This window comes from Posidoniimonas polymericola (assembly GCF_007859935.1).
GTDB lineage: Bacteria > Planctomycetota > Planctomycetia > Pirellulales > Lacipirellulaceae > Posidoniimonas > Posidoniimonas polymericola.
Window position 1 is genome coordinate 213086 of sequence record NZ_SJPO01000004.1, and the last position, 15362, is coordinate 228447.

At 67.3% G+C, this 15362-nt stretch carries 17 protein-coding genes and 1 tRNA gene; 9 read left to right on the plus strand and 9 right to left on the minus strand.

What is annotated here, in order from left to right:
• Window positions 1-148 precede the first annotated feature (148 nt).
• From Pla123a_RS09900 to Pla123a_RS09915, 4 genes are all read left to right on the plus strand, one after another.
• Window positions 149-724 carry an RNA polymerase sigma factor gene (locus Pla123a_RS09900; RefSeq protein ID WP_146586398.1) on the plus strand — a complete coding sequence of 192 codons (576 nt, stop codon included), beginning with the start codon at window positions 149-151 and terminating at the stop codon, window positions 722-724.
• Window positions 721-1533 carry a hypothetical protein gene (locus tag Pla123a_RS09905; protein ID WP_146586400.1) on the plus strand — a complete coding sequence of 271 codons (813 nt, stop codon included), beginning with the start codon at window positions 721-723 and terminating at the stop codon, window positions 1531-1533. Before Pla123a_RS09900 ends, Pla123a_RS09905 begins: the two co-directional genes overlap by 4 nt.
• Window positions 1523-2473 (plus strand): DUF1559 family PulG-like putative transporter, encoded by a 951-nt coding sequence (locus Pla123a_RS09910; RefSeq protein WP_197527838.1) that lies wholly within the window; start codon window positions 1523-1525, stop codon window positions 2471-2473. Before Pla123a_RS09905 ends, Pla123a_RS09910 begins: the two co-directional genes overlap by 11 nt.
• Window positions 2474-2622: 149 nt before the next feature.
• On the plus strand, window positions 2623-3729 hold the full coding sequence (locus tag Pla123a_RS09915) for a serine hydrolase domain-containing protein (protein WP_146586402.1): 1107 nt from the start codon (window positions 2623-2625) through the stop codon (window positions 3727-3729).
• 35 nt (window positions 3730-3764) lie between these two features.
• On the opposite strand, the gene Pla123a_RS09920 is transcribed toward Pla123a_RS09915, so the two are convergent.
• Together Pla123a_RS09920 and Pla123a_RS09925 are read right to left on the minus strand one after the other, a co-directional pair.
• Window positions 3765-3971, minus strand: coding sequence for a LuxR C-terminal-related transcriptional regulator (locus Pla123a_RS09920; protein WP_146586404.1), 207 nt, complete (start codon window positions 3969-3971; stop codon window positions 3765-3767).
• Window positions 3972-4084: 113 nt separating this feature from the next.
• A tRNA-Leu gene (locus Pla123a_RS09925) sits at window positions 4085-4170 on the minus strand.
• Between the two features lie 142 nt (window positions 4171-4312).
• Here Pla123a_RS09925 and Pla123a_RS09930 point away from each other — a divergent pair.
• A complete protein-coding gene (locus Pla123a_RS09930; RefSeq protein ID WP_146586406.1) occupies window positions 4313-4795 on the plus strand; it encodes a DUF420 domain-containing protein in 483 nt (160 codons plus the stop codon).
• A gap of 18 nt (window positions 4796-4813) precedes the next feature.
• Here the strand turns inward: Pla123a_RS09930 and Pla123a_RS09935 are convergent, their stop codons facing one another.
• The 4 genes from Pla123a_RS09935 to Pla123a_RS09950 all read right to left on the minus strand — a co-directional run bounded on the left by Pla123a_RS09935 (window position 4814) and on the right by Pla123a_RS09950 (window position 9486).
• A complete protein-coding gene (locus Pla123a_RS09935) occupies window positions 4814-5233 on the minus strand; it encodes a zf-HC2 domain-containing protein (RefSeq protein ID WP_146586408.1) in 420 nt (139 codons plus the stop codon).
• 141 nt (window positions 5234-5374) lie between these two features.
• The gene (locus tag Pla123a_RS09940) at window positions 5375-6136 is read right to left on the minus strand and encodes a Crp/Fnr family transcriptional regulator (RefSeq protein WP_146586410.1); all 762 of its coding nucleotides are present in this window, start codon (window positions 6134-6136) and stop codon (window positions 5375-5377) included.
• A gap of 341 nt (window positions 6137-6477) precedes the next feature.
• Window positions 6478-7680, minus strand: a complete 1203-nt coding sequence (locus tag Pla123a_RS09945; RefSeq protein ID WP_146586412.1) for a ribonuclease D — start codon at window positions 7678-7680, stop codon at window positions 6478-6480.
• Between the two features lie 93 nt (window positions 7681-7773).
• Window positions 7774-9486, minus strand: a complete 1713-nt coding sequence (locus Pla123a_RS09950; protein ID WP_146586414.1) for a sodium:proton antiporter — start codon at window positions 9484-9486, stop codon at window positions 7774-7776.
• A 261-nt stretch (window positions 9487-9747) separates the two neighbouring features.
• On the opposite strand from Pla123a_RS09950, the gene Pla123a_RS09955 reads away from it, so the two are divergent.
• The 4 genes from Pla123a_RS09955 to Pla123a_RS09970 all read left to right on the plus strand — a co-directional run bounded on the left by Pla123a_RS09955 (window position 9748) and on the right by Pla123a_RS09970 (window position 12169).
• Window positions 9748-10497, plus strand: a complete 750-nt coding sequence (locus tag Pla123a_RS09955; RefSeq protein WP_146586416.1) for a (5-formylfuran-3-yl)methyl phosphate synthase — start codon at window positions 9748-9750, stop codon at window positions 10495-10497.
• A 312-nt stretch (window positions 10498-10809) separates the two neighbouring features.
• Window positions 10810-11016 (plus strand): hypothetical protein, encoded by a 207-nt coding sequence (locus Pla123a_RS09960; RefSeq protein ID WP_146586418.1) that lies wholly within the window; start codon window positions 10810-10812, stop codon window positions 11014-11016.
• 218 nt (window positions 11017-11234) lie between these two features.
• Entirely contained in the window at window positions 11235-11537 is a 303-nt protein-coding gene (locus Pla123a_RS09965) for a polyhydroxyalkanoic acid system family protein (protein WP_146586420.1), read from the plus strand.
• Between the two features lie 269 nt (window positions 11538-11806).
• A complete protein-coding gene (locus tag Pla123a_RS09970) occupies window positions 11807-12169 on the plus strand; it encodes a response regulator (RefSeq protein ID WP_146568323.1) in 363 nt (120 codons plus the stop codon).
• A 149-nt stretch (window positions 12170-12318) separates the two neighbouring features.
• On the opposite strand, the gene Pla123a_RS09975 is transcribed toward Pla123a_RS09970, so the two are convergent.
• The 3 genes from Pla123a_RS09975 to Pla123a_RS09985 form a co-directional block, all read right to left on the minus strand.
• A complete protein-coding gene (locus Pla123a_RS09975) occupies window positions 12319-12912 on the minus strand; it encodes a peroxiredoxin (RefSeq protein WP_146586422.1) in 594 nt (197 codons plus the stop codon).
• A 173-nt stretch (window positions 12913-13085) separates the two neighbouring features.
• Window positions 13086-13709: an HAD family hydrolase gene (locus Pla123a_RS09980; RefSeq protein WP_146586424.1), complete on the minus strand. Its 624-nt coding sequence runs from the start codon at window positions 13707-13709 to the stop codon at window positions 13086-13088.
• 48 nt (window positions 13710-13757) lie between these two features.
• Window positions 13758-15239 carry a B12-binding domain-containing radical SAM protein gene (locus tag Pla123a_RS09985; RefSeq protein WP_146586426.1) on the minus strand — a complete coding sequence of 494 codons (1482 nt, stop codon included), beginning with the start codon at window positions 15237-15239 and terminating at the stop codon, window positions 13758-13760.
• Between the last annotated feature and the right edge of the window lie 123 nt (window positions 15240-15362).

The following is a 15362-nucleotide window of genomic DNA, read 5'->3' on the forward strand; positions in this document are numbered from 1 at the left end:
GACCCAGCCGCCGAACGTTGCTCGGCCGCAGGTGCAGAATAAAACTATTGGCTCGACCTGCGTGTACCCTCTATGCTGGACGCGGCCTTGACTGTATCTCCGGGGCCTCGACACCCGCCGCCCCGCCGACGACCTCCCCGCCCCGCCGATGCCGCCGCTCTCCCGCGACGAATTCACCGAGCTCTACCTGGCCGCCCACCCGAAGCTGTGGACGGTTGCGGTGGCGGTGATTGGCGACCGCGACCTGGCCGAAGACGCCCTGCAGGACGCGGCGATCACAGGCCTGAATAAGGTCGACTCCTACGAGCGGGGAACCAATTTTGCTGCGTGGATGTCGCAGATCGTTCGGTTCACGTCGCTGAATTACCTCCGCAAGCGAGAAAAGCGGGATAGAACGGCCGACCCGCAACATATAGTAGAGGCGACCGCAGACTCGGCCCGCGGACAGAACACGACCGCCGAGCCTGTGCTGACCCACGCCTCGGGAGCTTTCGACCCAGACAAGCTAGGGATCGACGACCAACTGGCGGCCGCGCTTGTCACGCTGCCCGCGGACCGTCGGATCTGCCTGCTGCTGCGGATCGTGCAGGCGCTGTCGTACGACGAGATCGCAGAGATGCTCGGCATCCCCGCCTCTACCGCTATGAGCCACGTCCACCGCGCCAAGGCGGCCCTGAAGAGTCAATTGTCGGCCAATGTCCCGACCGAAGGGGGGGCAGCATGAGCAACCCCCGCCAACAGCACGACGACCTCGCCACCCGCCTGAGCGACGGGCTGCTGTCGCCGGAGGAGCAAGCCCAGATCACCCGGCGCGCCGAACAAGACGCCGACCTGTCCCAAGCCCTCAAGCGGGACGCCCAGGTCGACGCTGCGCTGCGGCGGGCGTTTGCCCCACCGCCGCCGGTGTTCCCGGCGCTTGACGATGGGCCGCGGGCCGACGCCGCCCCGACGGCCGAGCGGGTCTCTCCGGGGACCCTCAGGCAAGAGCCAATCGACGACCCGCCGCGTTCACGCGGGCGGCTTATCTGGTACGCCACCGCGGCGACCCTGGCGTGGGCCCTGTTCGGGTGGCAGTGGCTGTCGCCCCGCGGCGGGCCCGAGGTGGCGTTTGTCGAGCGTCCGCTGTCCGAGGTGTACGAGACCAGCGTTCGAGAAGGCTTCCAGCCGTACTGGATCTGCGACGACCCAGCGGTCTTCGCCGAGACCTTCCGCCGCCGCCAGGGCGTGCCGCTCAAGCTCGAAGAGCTCCCCGAGGACCGCGTCATGGCCGGCCTGTCCTACCTCGGCGGGCTGAGCGACAGCTCTACCAGCATGCTCGCCCACGTCGATGGTCGGCCGGTAATCGTGGTGGTCGACCGACTCGAGAAAGACTGGCGCCCGCCCGTAGGGCACGACGAACAGACCGACCTGAACGTGTTCCGCGTCGAACGGTCCGGCCTGGTGTTGTACGAGGTGACGCCGCTCGACGAGCCGATGCTGCTCCCGTACTTCCAGCCGCTAACGCCAGCAAATGGGAAAGCCGATGCCGAGTAACCAATCGCGGCAGGTCGGGTTCACGCTGGTCGAGTTGCTGGTCGTGATTGCCATTATCGGCGTCCTGGCAGCGCTGCTGATGCCAGCCGTGCAGGCGGCGCGCGAGGCGTCGCGGAGGTCGTCCTGCAGCAACAACCTCCGACAGCTCGGCCTGGCCATTGCCAATTACGAGTCCCGCAGTCGCCGTTTCCCAGCCGGACGCCGCGGCTGCGCGAAGAACCCACTGGCGCCCTGGCCCGGGAACGTCTGTCAGCGGGTTGATGAAGCGGACCGACTGAACGGAGCCAGCGGCCTTGTCTACCTGCTGCCCGACCTTGAGGAACAGGCCCGCTTCGACGCGCTCGAGCCGGCAAGTGGCGGCCTGTGGAACGACAACCTCAACGAGCTAACCTGGTACAACACCGCGGGCGAAGGCAAGCTCGAAGCCCTCCGTCAGACGCCGGACGTGATGCGGTGCCCGAGCTCCCAGTCCGAGGAGCTGTGCGAGGTCTACCCGCCGACGCTCGTGGCGACCGGCGACTACGCGTTCTCGCAGGGGACCCTCGGCCCCGACGCCGACCTGGCCCAGGCCATCTACCTCAACGACGGCGTGTTCATGTACGCCCGCACCCGGCGGATCGCCGAAGTCACCGACGGGCTGTCGCACACGTTCTTCCTCGGCGAGGTGACCCACGCCGAGACCTGGGTCTCGACCAATGTGTGGACCTACGGCCGGCACGGGGCCGACACGCTCCGCAGCACCCGCAATCTGCTCAACGAAACGCCCGGCGCCGGCGTTGTCCGCGAACGCCGCAACGCCGCCTTCGGCAGCTGGCACAGCAGCGGCGCCAACTTTGCCTTCGGCGACGGTCACGTGACGTTCGTGACCGATGGTCTCGACCCGGTGGTCTACAACGCCGCCGCGGCGATCGCCGACGGCACGCCCGTGGGCGAATTCTAGCGGAGCCAACGTGTGCCGCATTCTTGGCGGCGACGGTAAAATTCTTGTCCCCGTTTGCCGGTTCTGTGAGCAACCCTATAGCAGAGCGGCGTTGCGGCCCGCGCCGGCGGCGGCCTGCTCGAAGCCACCGTCCCCCTGAGGCGCCTGCGATGCTCCGAGAACACGCCACTGCGATCGCCCTGATCTGGCTGCTGCTGGTCGCTACGCCGGACTGCCCCGCTGCCGACTTCGCACACAATGAAGGTTTCAGCAAGTTGACCCAGCTCGCCGAAGGCCTGCTCCGCGGCGATCACGTCCGGCGGCGGGTCCCCGGGTTCGAGATCCTGCTGCTGCGGGACGGTCAGCCGGTCTATCACCGGGCGTTCGGCGACTGGGAGCTCGGCCGGCTGGCGCAGACCGACAGCAGCTCGAAAACGCTCGCCGGCGGGCTGGTGATGTCGGTGGTCGACAGCGGTGAGCAAGGTTTCTCGCTCGACAGCCGCCTGGGCGAGTTCCTGCCGGAGTTCGCCAAGGGGGAGCTCGCGCCGATCACAGTGCGGCAGGCGTTCTCCCACTCCTCGGGCATCAAGGGGCAGGACGTCGGCTCGCTGATCCTCCGCACCAAGCGGATCGAGCTGCGGCAAGGGGCCAGGCTGATCGCGCGACAATCTCTCGAGCACGGCCCCCCTGGGTCGCGGTTCGCGTACGGCGGGTTGTCGATGCAGGCGACCGGCGCCGCGCTCGAAGCGGCAACCGGCACGCCCTACTGCGAGCTGTTCGCCGAGCGGATCACCGGGCCGCTCGGGATGCACCACACGCGGTACACGCTGGCGAGCGACTCGAACCCGCGGGTGGCCGGCGGGGTGCAGTCGACCGCGGCCGACTTCAGCCGCTACATGGACATGCTGCTCAACCACGGAGTCGACCGGCCGAGCGGCCGCCGCGTGCTGAGCGCGCAGGCGGTCAACGCGTTGCTGACCCGGCAGACCAACGAGTCGCTGCCGATCGACCACTCGCCGGTCGACAACAACCGCTACGGGATCGGCGTGTGGCTCGACCAGCTGGCCGAGCCCGGCCCGGCGGTCGACGCGATGGCGGGCGGGGCGCGGGGGTTCCACAGCTGGATCGATCGCGGACGCGGCCTGGTGCTGACGCTGTCAACCGACGAGACGACCTTTGCGAACCTCGAGCCGGCCGCCGAGCTGATGCGTGCGGCGGTGGTCGAGGAGCTGGCCGGGGCGCAGCGTCTCCAGGATCTGCCTGGGCAGAGTAACTAGCAGTCGCAGGCGGGGCCGTGGCGTGGGCGTTGCGGCTACTGACTTGCGTGCTCGCCCTCGTACCGGGCGAACAGGTAGCCGAGCTGGGCGGCCGACTTGGCCCCAAGCTTCTTCATCACCTTCTGCCGATGGAGCTCCATCGTGCGGAGGGCGATGCCCTGGCGTTTGGCCGCTGTGCTGTTGGACGCCCCTTCTACCAACAGCCGCAGCAGACGGACCTCGTCTTGGTTGAGCGCAATCATAGGGTGTGTTCCTCCACCCAATTATAGAACACTTTCCACATGGGTCCGTTAAGCTGCGCTAACCTGCGCAACCGGACCCGCGCCGAAGCGGTCCCTCGGCTCCCCGATAAATCTAGCCGCGGGGGGACTCGAACCCCCACGGGGGTTACCCCCCTGCAGATTTTAAGTCTGCTGCGTCTGCCAATTCCGCCACGCGGCCGGTACGCCGGACATCATAAACCATTCGCGGAAGGCACGCAGCGATGAAAAACTCGTCTACCGCGGGGGGGACGCGGGCCGATAGAATTTGGGCGCCTTCTCTATTCCCCCAGACCCGCGACGGCTGAAGGATATTCAACCCCATGGATTTCCCCGGACCCGACGGATTCCTCGGCACCCGCGCCTCGCTGATGCTGGACGTTGTGGTGCTGGCCATGGCCGTGGTCCTCGTCGCTTTGGCTTGGAGTGTGCTGCAGGTCAAGCGTGGCAATTTCCAGCTGCACAAGTGGACGCAGGTCGGTCTGACCGTGGCGCTGATCGTTGCGGTGCTCGCGTTCGAGATCGAGATGCGGCTGTACGGCTGGGAGGAGCGGTCCGCCGGCGAGCTCGGCGGACAAGCGTCGCCGCTAACTTGGCAGGTGCTGTACGTGCACCTGGTGTTCGCCGTGACCTCGTTCTTCCTGTGGCCCGCGGTCGCCTGGCGGGCGTTGCGACGGTTCCCGTCGCCGCCGGCGCCGGGCGAGCACAGCCGGAGCCACATCTTCTGGGCCCGGCTAGCGGCGATCATCATGACGCTGACCGCGGTCACCGGCTGGACGTTCTACTGCGTCGCGTTCGTCCGCTAAGGGGGTCGCGTTCGTCCGCTAGCGGGCCGGCCTAGAGCGGCCGGCGTCCGACCACGCGGCGCCAAGCAGGGCTAACCGCCCGGCCGGGGCTGCCAACGCATTGGCCTGCCGCACCTCCTCAAGGTGCTTGACGCAGCGGGGGCAGCGCTGCAGGTGGCGTTCGATCCGGTCGTGGAGCTCTGGGGCGCAGTCGCCGCGGGCGTAGGCGACCAGGTGCTGGCCCACCTCTTGGCAGGCGATTGCCGCCGGGGCGGCCTCGGTCCGGAAGTTGAACGCGAGCCCGACCAGCAGCACCGCCGCGGCGCTGAGCGACAACGCGATCGCCGCACGGCGCACCACGCACGCCGAACTCTCGCACTGCAGCCGCCGGGAGAGCTCTTGCAGTCTGCCGGGTTCGCACGGGGTCCACCCACTCGATGCTTCTTGTTGGCTGTTCATGCCGAAACGCTGTGTTGAATTGAAAGGGGGTTGTCACGGTTTGGGCGACGCATCCTGCACGCGCCCGCTTCTTATTCGATTATCGGACTCTCGCGCAGCGTGGTCTGTGAGTCGCCTCACACTCGGCGGCCGGTCGCCCCGCTAGCTGGACGCCCGGTCCAGGCACGGCAGGAGCGGCTTGCGTTCGGACAGGCCACGCTCCGGCAGGCGGATCTTCTCGCGGCCCACCGACCGCGCGATGCTGCACGGGTTGAGCAGCACGACCCGCCGCCGCCCGCCGCCGATGTCGCCCGCGGCGCGGAGCTCGCCCATCAGCACGGTTACCGACTCGCGGGTGCTGCCGATCAGGCCGGCGAGGTCCTGGTGCGAGAGCCGCACCCGGAGCTCGACGCCCTGATCGCTGGGCACGCCGAACTGCTCGGCCAGGTCGAGCAGCAGGTGCAGCAGCCGCTCGCGGTTGGACCGGAACAGCAGGTTCCGCAGCCGCCGCTCGATCCGCTGCCGCCGCATCCCTACCAGGCGGGTGATCGCGACGGCCATGTCGGCGTGCTCGGACATCAGCGTGCGTATCTCGGCGGCCGGCAGCGCGACGACCGACGAGCGTTCCACCGCCTCGACGTAGTCGTCGCGGTCGGCGTCGTTGAGGATCGCAAGCTCGCCGAACAGCTCGCCCGGCTCGATGTACCCAAGGATGGTCTCGCGGCCGTCGCCGGTGACGTGCGCCACCTTCAGCAGGCCCTCGGTCAGCAGGAAGACGTTGTCGGTCGCCTCGGAGGGGAGCAGCAGCGGGCTGCGCGGCGCGAAGCTCCGCCGTGTGCTCTGCGCCTCGAGCCGCGCGAGCTGCTCCGCCGAGAGCCGGCGGAAGATCTCGCTCTGCTTCAGCCACCAGAGGGATTCGGTCATCGGGGTCTCTCCTTGATCGAAGCGCGTTGTGCTTCCGCCCAGTCTAGCCGCACGCGGAAGACCCAGCGAGCCAGATCCGCGAACGGCAATCGCCGGAGGCTAGCATCACGGGCTTGGGGCCGATCGGCAGGCAGGGCGAGAGGCTCGCCACGGGCGACCGCGTCGATTGCTCCCCAGGGGGCAGCGGCTTCCCAGGGGTACGGAAGGATAGCTAGAGGGTTCTGCTGGCGGCACGGCAGAATGGCCAATCGGGCCCCGTTTGGTATGGGGGCACACAAACGGCAGCGCAAAAGTGGCCCTATGGGTCGGGTTGGGCCATCGAACGCTCCCTCCCGGCGGGATCAGTCGTCGTCTTCGGGGTCGTCCTCGACGCCGTCGATGGCGAGCGGGTGCTCGCTCTTGGGGTTCTTGATCCGGATGCTCTTCTTGCCGTCCAGCAGGTCGTTGATGAGGTTGCCGATCAGTTCCGCCCGCCAGCCCTGCGCCAGCGCCGGCGGCTCGCCGTCCTCGGTGCCGTAGCCAAGGTGGTCGGCAATCATGTCGCGGAAGTCGCTGGCGGTGCCGGTCAGGCTGGCGGCCACGTGCTTGCCGCGGCAGACGCTGGCGATCGCCGGTGAGAGGAACTGGCCCAAAAGGTTTAGCTGTGGCGGGGGCGCGGGCCCACGCTTGCGTTTGAACTCGTCGAGCGACGCGTCGAGCCCGCGCTGCACGCAGTCGGCGATCTGGTCGGTCATCTTCTTGAGCTGGCCGTACTGCATCCCGCGGATCGAGCGGATCCGCTCCGCCTTGGCGTTCTTCTGCTTGGCGAGCTCGACGATCAGGTCGTCGCGCAGCACCCGGCGGGGCGGCACGTCGCGACGCTCGGCCTCGCTCTGCCGCCACTCCCACAGCTCGCGCACGATCGCCAGGTTGCGGGGGCTGAGGTTGCCGATGCCCGAGACCTTGCGCCACCGCTTGCGGGTGCGGGCGGCGGTCACCTCTTCGACGAAGCTCTGCATCTCCTCTTCGAGCCAGGCCACGCGGTTGTGCTTAACGAGCTTGGCCATGATCTTGTCGTGCAGCTCGTGCAGGTAGCGGACGTCCTCCAGCGCGTAGTTGAGCTGGTCCTCGGTTAGCGGCCGGCGGCGCCAGTCGGTGCGCTGCTCGCCCTTGGCGATCTTGTGGCCGACAAAGCGGCTGACTACCGAGCTGTAGGCGGCCGGGTACTCGTTGCTGCAGAAGGCGGCGGCGATCTGCGTGTCGAACAGGTTGGCCGGCGGCGCCCCCACCGAGGTGAGCGAGAAGTTCAGCTCCTCCCGCGCGGCGTGGGCGATGGTGATGTGGTCGCCCTCGGAGAGCAGCTTCCAGAACGGCGTCATGTCCGTGATCGTCTGCGGGTCGATCACCGCCAGCACGTCCTCCGACGCCACCTGGATCAGGCAGAGCTCAGGCCGGTAGGTGTCCTCTGAGACAAACTCGGTGTCGAAGCCGATCCGCTTGGCCGAGCGGAGCTGCTCGAGCACCTCGGCCAGGTGGGCGTCACTCTTTACGTGCTGGTAAGACAAGAGACTCGGGGGAGTATGCGGTGTTGCCTGCGGGCGCTGGAAAGCCCGGATTATGGCGGCTGCGGCGGCAATTAGGAAGGCCGTCGGCCCCCGCTACCTAAACGTCCGCCAGCCGACGATCGCCAGGATCGGCAGCAGGATCAGGCAGCTGTAGGCCATGTACCCGAAGAAGCTGGGCATCTTCACGCCCGACTTCTCGGCGATCGCCTTAACCATAAAGTTCGGTCCGTTGCCGATGTAGGTCATGGCTCCCATAAAGACGGCCCCCAGGCTGATGGCGGTCAGGTAGTGCGGCTCGACGCCGGCGGTCGGCCCGCCCAATCCGGGAACCTGGGCGGTCTTGAAGAACACGAGGTAGGTGGGGGCGTTGTCGAGCACGCTGGAGAGCGCGCCGGTCACCCAGTAGAAGTGCATCGGCGAGGTCAGGTAGTTGTCGGCCAGGTACTTGCCGTTCAGCCCCAGGATCTGCAGCGCGGGCTGCATGCAGACGAAAATGCCGATGAACAGCGCCGCCACCTCTTGGATGGCGTGGTAGTTGAACGAGTTGGCCCGACGCACCTCACGCGCCCCCAGCGCCAGCGATGTGGCAACCAGGCCGAGCTGCACCATCTCGCGGAGGTAGAGCCACGGGTGCCAGTCGGTCCCGGGAACCGTCTTGGAGGGGTCAAGGAACGCCACCGCGGCGACCACGCCCAGCAGCAGCGGGCCGTTGAGCCACACGCCCATGTACTTCAGGTGGCGGATCTGGCGGATGTCGCGGGTGATGTCGGCCTCGGTCTCGCGGCGGTAGTAGATCAGCTCGTCGAGCAGCAGGTAGACGATCAGCAGCAGGCCGTTGCACATCAGCCACTCGGGCCACAGCTCCATGGTCCAGAAGAAGTTGACGCCGGCCAGGTAGCCGAGGAACAGCGGCGGGTCGCCGATCGGCAGCAGGCAGCCGCCGCAGTTGCAGACGATGAAGATGAAGAACACCACCGTGTGCACGACGTGCTTGCGTTCGCTGTTGGTCTCGAGCAGCGGTCGGATGAACAGCATGGCGGCGCCGGTGGTGCCGATAAAGCTCGCCAACGCGCCGCCGACACCCATGAAGATCGCGTTGGTCATTGGGTTGGCCTGCAGGTCGCCCTCGATGCGGATGCCGCCGCAGATGGTGTACAGGCTGAACAGCAGGACGATAAACGGCACGTACTCCTGGGCCACGGATCCGCCCAGGATGGCGGTCACCTCGTCCCAGTTGAACCCGTCGGCGTCGAAATCCGCGATATAGTGCGCCGGGAAGTGGCCGTCGATCGGGTGCTCATGCAAGAACCCGTAGTAGGCGAGCGTCAGCAGGCCCAGCACAGCAGCTAGCTGCAAGCGGTGCAGGTTCGATTCCCACCAGTGTTCGGTGAATGGGATCAGCGGCAGCAGGGCGATCGCGCCCAGCAGCAGCACAAACGGGATCACGGTCCAGACCGGCGGAGCAACAATCCCCTCCCCATGACCGTGGTCGGCGTGCTCAGCGTCGGCGTGCTCGGAATCCGAGTGGCCGGCCTCACCGGCCTGCTCACCGGCGTGGTCGTCGGCCGCGTGTTCCTCATCGGCGTGCTCGCCATCGGCGTGGTCTTCGTCCGCGTGCGCAGCGTCGGCATGACCGCCGTCGGCGTGCTCAGTGGCGCCGTGCGCCGCGTTGGACGCCACAATTAGCGCGGTTGCCTTTTGGGGCAGACCAGCCACCAATGCCGCCACATAGATAGCGGCCACCAGCACAATTGCGAGAACGACCTTGCCGCCGCCTTCAGCGGAGTGATGGGACTCTGTAGACATGTGCGGCTTCGATCCGTTGTTATTGTCCGCCAGTGATCAACCGAGAGAGACGGTTAAAGGTAGCGAGCGTACTAATATTCGTCTATTGGAGTCGCGGGGCGCAACGACGCCCGCGGGGCGGCTCCAGCGAGGCAAGCTTAGGCCCCGCCGCCCGGCGCCGGTCGCGCCGGCGCGCTCGCGGAACGGGCGGATCTCCACAGCAGCGCGTCCCCGCCGTTAGAATCGGACCAACCGTAGCCACGCCCCCTTGAGGCCAAGCGAGTGCCCACCGAGCTGCCGACCACCCCACCGACCATGCTGCTGATCAGTGTGCAAGAACTTGCCGAAGTCGACGCCTGCCTGGCGGGCGGCGCCGACCTGGTCGACATCAAGGACCCGTCACGTGGCCCGCTGGGGCGGCCCGCCGCCGAGCAGGTCCGCGCGATCACCGATCGCGTAGGCGGGGCGCGGCCGGTCACGGTGGCCGCCGGCGACCTGGGCGAGTTGCCGGCCGCCGGGCTTGCGGCCTGGGCCGACGACGCCGGGGCGCGGTTCGTCAAGCTTGGGCTTCCCACGGCAGGCGAGCAGTCAACGCTAGCCGGCCTGTCGGCGGTCCGTGCCGCGCTGGACCAGAAAACGGCCCTGGCCCCGGTCCTGTACGCGGACCTGCTGCCGGAGCCCCCACCGCTGAGTCTGCTGCAAAGCCTCCGCCAGGCGGCCGACGCCTCGTGGCTGGTTGTGGACACCGCCGACAAGTCGGGTCGTCCTCTGAACGCTATCTGGAGCCGACAGCAGATCACCCAACTACTGTCAGACGCGGCAGATGCGGGCATGCGGGTAGCGTTGGCGGGGCGGCTGGGCCTTGCCGGGCTGGCCTCGCTGCGGCGGCTGGCGCCAGCCGTGCTGGGGGTCCGCGGCGCTGTCTGCGTCGGCGGCCGGACGGGTAAAATCGATGCGGCGTTGGTGTCAACGGTTGCAGCGTTGGTCTGCGCGGGGCCCGCTGCGGCAAGAGTGCCAAGCGAAAAAACTTGACACGGCCCCGCCAATCCCGATACTCGGCATTTGTGGTGAGACCAACAGAACCCAACGAGTCTTGTCGAGCGGCGCCGCTCGATGGCTGCGGCTCAACCTTTTCTGCCAGGCGGCTGGCTCTGTTGCAGCGGTTTCTAAACCGCGACGCCACGGCGAGTTCGGTCCGACATGGCGTCGGGGCCGGCTCAGCCCCGCGGCACAGGAAGCCGGGGGATCCACGAGATGGAGACTCACGATGGCGCACGGCGGGCGTACGCGTCTGGTCGGACAGTCCGGCCGCCGCGTATCCGCCACAACAAGAGGGCAACCATTGTGCAACGTTCTGTACTAGATGCGATTCGTGAGGGAGATTGGGACTTCGAGCCCGACGACATCAGCGATACTGTTCACCCCGCCACCCCCGCCCTGCCCGGCACCCACGAGAAGATCTCCGTGCTCGCCGCCCGGGCCGAACGCGGGCTGCCCCTGTGGCACGGCCGCGACCGGCTGACCTACGAAGACCTGCCCAGAGAACGCTAATCGGCGTTCCCCGCGGCTCTGCCTGCGGCAACTAGCCTCCCCCTGCCCGAGCGCCCCCGCGCCCGGGGTGTCTGTGGGTGCACCCACGGCCGTGCAATTGCCGGTGCACTGCGAGCGGGGCCGGCCTACCTGCCCAACCCGCCAAGCGTTACACTACCGGCAGACCCGCCACAATGCTCAATGGCGGCCCCCCTACCCGCTAGCCGATAGCAATCGCGATGCCCCAGTTCGAAGTCTCGGTCCCCCATGGCCAATCCAAGCAGGACGCCCACGAACGGCTCAAGAACTTCTCTGAGAAGGTTCGGGAGCACTACTCCGAGATGGTGAAGGAAGTCGAACAGAACTGGGAGGGCGACACCCTGCACTTCGGTTTCAAGACCATGGGGGTCGGTATTAAGGGAAACCTGACCGTCAACGACAACGACATCCACGTCCGCGGCGACCTGCCGTTCACCGCGATGATGTTCAAGGGCAAGATCGAGTCGACGCTCCGCGACGAGATCACCCGCCTGCTGACCTGATTCAGCCCCAGGCGCCCCCGGCCACTCTAACGGGGTTCCCCACAGCAGCGCCGCCGGTCGTGCCGGCTGGTCCGGATACGCGACCCGATCGTGCCGGTTGGTCGTGTCGGCGGCCCGCCGCCGCGATCTTCTCTCAATACCGGTTGACTGGTCCCGCTAGCGACCTAGGTTTCGTTGACAGAAATCGCGGCGCAGGCGTGGCCACCAACGGCCCATCGTTCCGCAGCGCCTGCAAATGGATCGCGAACTACTGCGAGGAGCTTCCAAAGATGAGTACACGAGTTCTGGTGGCCGACGATTCGAGCACGATGCGCAAGATCATCCTCCGCTCACTGAACGCCGTGGGCGTCCCGAGCGCCATTGAGGCCGCCGATGGAGAAGAAGCCATCAACGCCTTTAAGCCGGGCGAGTTCGACCTGGTCCTGACCGATTGGAACATGCCGCGGAAGAACGGCCTGGAGGTAATCCAGGAGATCCGCAAGCAGGACACCAACGTCACGATCATTATGGTCACGACCGAGGCCGAGAAGTCGCGCGTGCTGGAAGCGATCCAGGCGGGCGTCTCCGACTACCTGGTCAAGCCATTCACGGCCGACACGCTCCGCGAGAAGCTCGAGAAGCACGGCTGCTGAGCGGGCGCTGGTTGGGGGGGGCGATGGGCGCTAGTTGCCCGGAGCACGCCACCCAGCCGATCACCTACGAATAAAAAAAGGCGGCTGCCCTTTGGGGCAGCCGCCTTTTTATCGTTTTCAACGAGCGCCTGGCGCCCTCAAACCAGCGCCTAGCCGGTGTACTCGGCGTTGAAGAACTCCTTGCTGGCGTCGACCGACGGCTTGATCGTCCGCGAGCCTTCCTTCCAGTTGGCGGGGCAGACCTCGCCGTTCTTCTCGAAGTACTGCAGGGCCTCGACCATCCGGAGCGCCTCGTCGACGCTGCGGCCCAGCGGCAGGTCGTTCACCACCTGGTGGCGAACCACGCCGTCCTTGTCGATCAGGAACAGGCCACGCAGCGCGACCCCGCCATCCAAGAGCACGTCGTAGTCCCTGGCGATCGACTTGCTGAGGTCGGCCACCAGCGGGTAGGCCGTAGCGCCGATGCCGCCCGAGTTGCGCGCGGTCTGGGTCCAGGCGAGGTGCGAGAAGTGGCTGTCGACCGAACAGCCAAGGATCTGCACGCCCTTCTCTTCGAACTTGGCGGCCGCCTCGGAGAACGCGATGATCTCCGTCGGGCAGACGAACGTGAAGTCCAACGGGTAGAAGAACAGCAGCACGTACTTGCCGCGGTAGTCCGACAGCTTCAGCTCCTTGAACGTCCCGTCCGGCATGACCGCTTGGGCGGTGAAATCTGGGGCTTCTTTCTGGACGAGCACGCTCATCGGGGAACCTCGCTTATCGATGTTTAGGGGGGATGCAGTGGGGCGGGCCGCCAGGTCGTTCGGCCCCGGCCGGCCCTGTCTGGACAGTTATACGGGGACCGGCCCGGGCGATGAAGGGGCAGAATCGACGCATAGCAGCCATGCATCGCACGCATGGCCCCAGCCGATTGGAGTCACCACGCAACGCCCCGCCGCCGCAGCTCGCCGGCGAGCTGCTCGGTCGACTCGAACGGCACGGCGTCGATCCCCACGGCGACGGCCCCCGCGACGTTCTCGTGGCGGTCGTCGGTGAAGAACAGCTCGCCCAGCTCGCAGCCGGCCCGCTCGGCGGCCTGGTCGTAGATCTCGCGGTCCGGCTTCATCGACCGGGCGCCGAAGCTGGTCACGTGCAGCTCGAATGCTTCATTGAGCTGCGGGAAGCTGCTGGTCAGGAACGGCCAGTGCACCGCGTTGGTATTCGACAAGATCCCCAGCCGGTGGCCGGCCGCCGCAAGCGCAGTGACCAGCTCCAGCGACGCGTCAATCGGGGCGAAGATGTCGCTGCAGGCCAGCTCGAGCGCCGCGCGGTCCGGCGACGAGTTGGTCGCCTCGCAAAACCAGGCGTAGTACTCGTCGGGCGTGAGCCGACCGCACTCGAACTGCCACTGGATGTCGTCGGGCGTGCCGGTCGGGAACGCCGCCGCGCGGACCGCGTCCTCACGGATCCCGGCTACCTCGGCCATCTGGCGGACCATGGTGTCGTTGCAGAACCGGACCAGCACGTTGCCGAGATCGAAGTACAGGAACTTGGGCTTCATGCCGCCGATTCTAGACCATCGGGTCGAGAACGATCAGGCGCCCCCAGCTCAGGTTTCCTGCAGCCGCAGTCGGCAGACCTCGCGGAAATGGTGACCGTAGATCCACAGCCGCACCGCCAGCGCGAAGTGCTGCGGGCGGTTCCAGGCGGTCCAGCCCAGCAGCCGCCAGAACTGGCCGCGACCCCGCGACCAGACGCCCAGCCGCCAGACGCTGCGGCCAAACGCCATCAGTTGTCCCACCGTCAGCCGCGGCCGGAGCGGCGGTGTGCGGTAGTCGCTCAGGAATGTCTTGAGCCGCTGGTAGTATGCCTCGGGCGCGTAGACGCTGTTCATGATCGACTTGTAGCCGGCGGTCAGCCGGTCGAGCGGCATCTTGGTGAGCACGTTGGTGGTGCCGTCGACGTTGTCGCCGCTGCTGTTGGTGAGCAGCCGCCCCTGGTTCTTGAGCGACTCGTACAGCCGCGTGCCGACGGGCGCCTGCAGCAGGCCGACCATTGCGGTGACGATGCCGCTCTGCTGGATGAAGTCGATCTGCCGCCGGAAGATGCTCGCCGTGTCGGAGTCGAATCCGACGATAAACCCGGCCTGCACCTGCAGCCCAGCGCGGTGCAGCTTGCGGACGTCTGCCACGAGGTCACGCTTGAGATTCTGCGTCTTGTGGCACTCGGTGAGCGAGTCCTGGTCGGGGGTCTCGATGCCGACAAACACGGTGTCGAAACCGGCGTCAACCATCGACCGCTGGAGCGGCTCGTCGTCGGCCAGGTTGATGGTGGCCTCGGTGTAGAAGGGGGTCGGCTGCTTGCCGCGCTGCCAGCCGGCGAGCATTGGCAACAACTTGCGGACCTCCTTGCGGTTGCCGATCAGGTTGTCGTCGACAAAAAACACCGGCCCCCGCCAACCCTGCACGTACAGGCCGTCGAGCTCGGCAATCACCCGCTCGGGCGGTTTGGTGCGGGGGCGTTTGCCCAGCAGCGCGGTGACGTTGCAGAACTCGCAGTCGTAGGGGCAGCCCCGGCTGAACTGCACGCACATCGACGCGTAGCGCCGCAGCGGCGCGAGGTCCCACCGCGGCGGCGGCGTCAGCGCCAGGTCCGGCTTCTCGTCGTTCTCGTAGACCCGCCGCAGCGAACCAGACTCCAGGTCGCTGAGCATCCCCGGCAGGGTCACCTCGGCCTCGTTGAGCACCAGGTGGTCGGCCTCGTCGAACGCGTCGGGCTCGCAGGTCGCCATCGGGCCGCCGACGACGGTCTTCACGCCCGCGGCGCGGCAGCGAGACAGGATCTCGAGCGCCGACTTCTTCTGCACGGTCATGCCGCCGATCCACGCGGTGTCCGCCCACCGCAGGTCACTGGCGCGGAGGCGACGCACGTTGGTGTCGACCAGCCGCACCTCCCAGTCTGCGGGAAACATGCCGGCGACCGTGAGCAGCCCCAGCGGTGGGAACGAGGAACGCTTCCGGACGAACCACAACGCGTGGCTGAACGACCAGAACGTGTCGGGGAAGCAGGGGGCGATCAGCAGCGCGCGCATCGCAGTCTCTCTAGTAGGCGGGAGCGTTCGACGACGCTAACGCGAGGGGGAGACTCGGGGGCGCGAACGCGGGGTGTTGCGCCGAGTATAGCGCGCGTTCCAACCGCGCCAATGCCAGGTTGC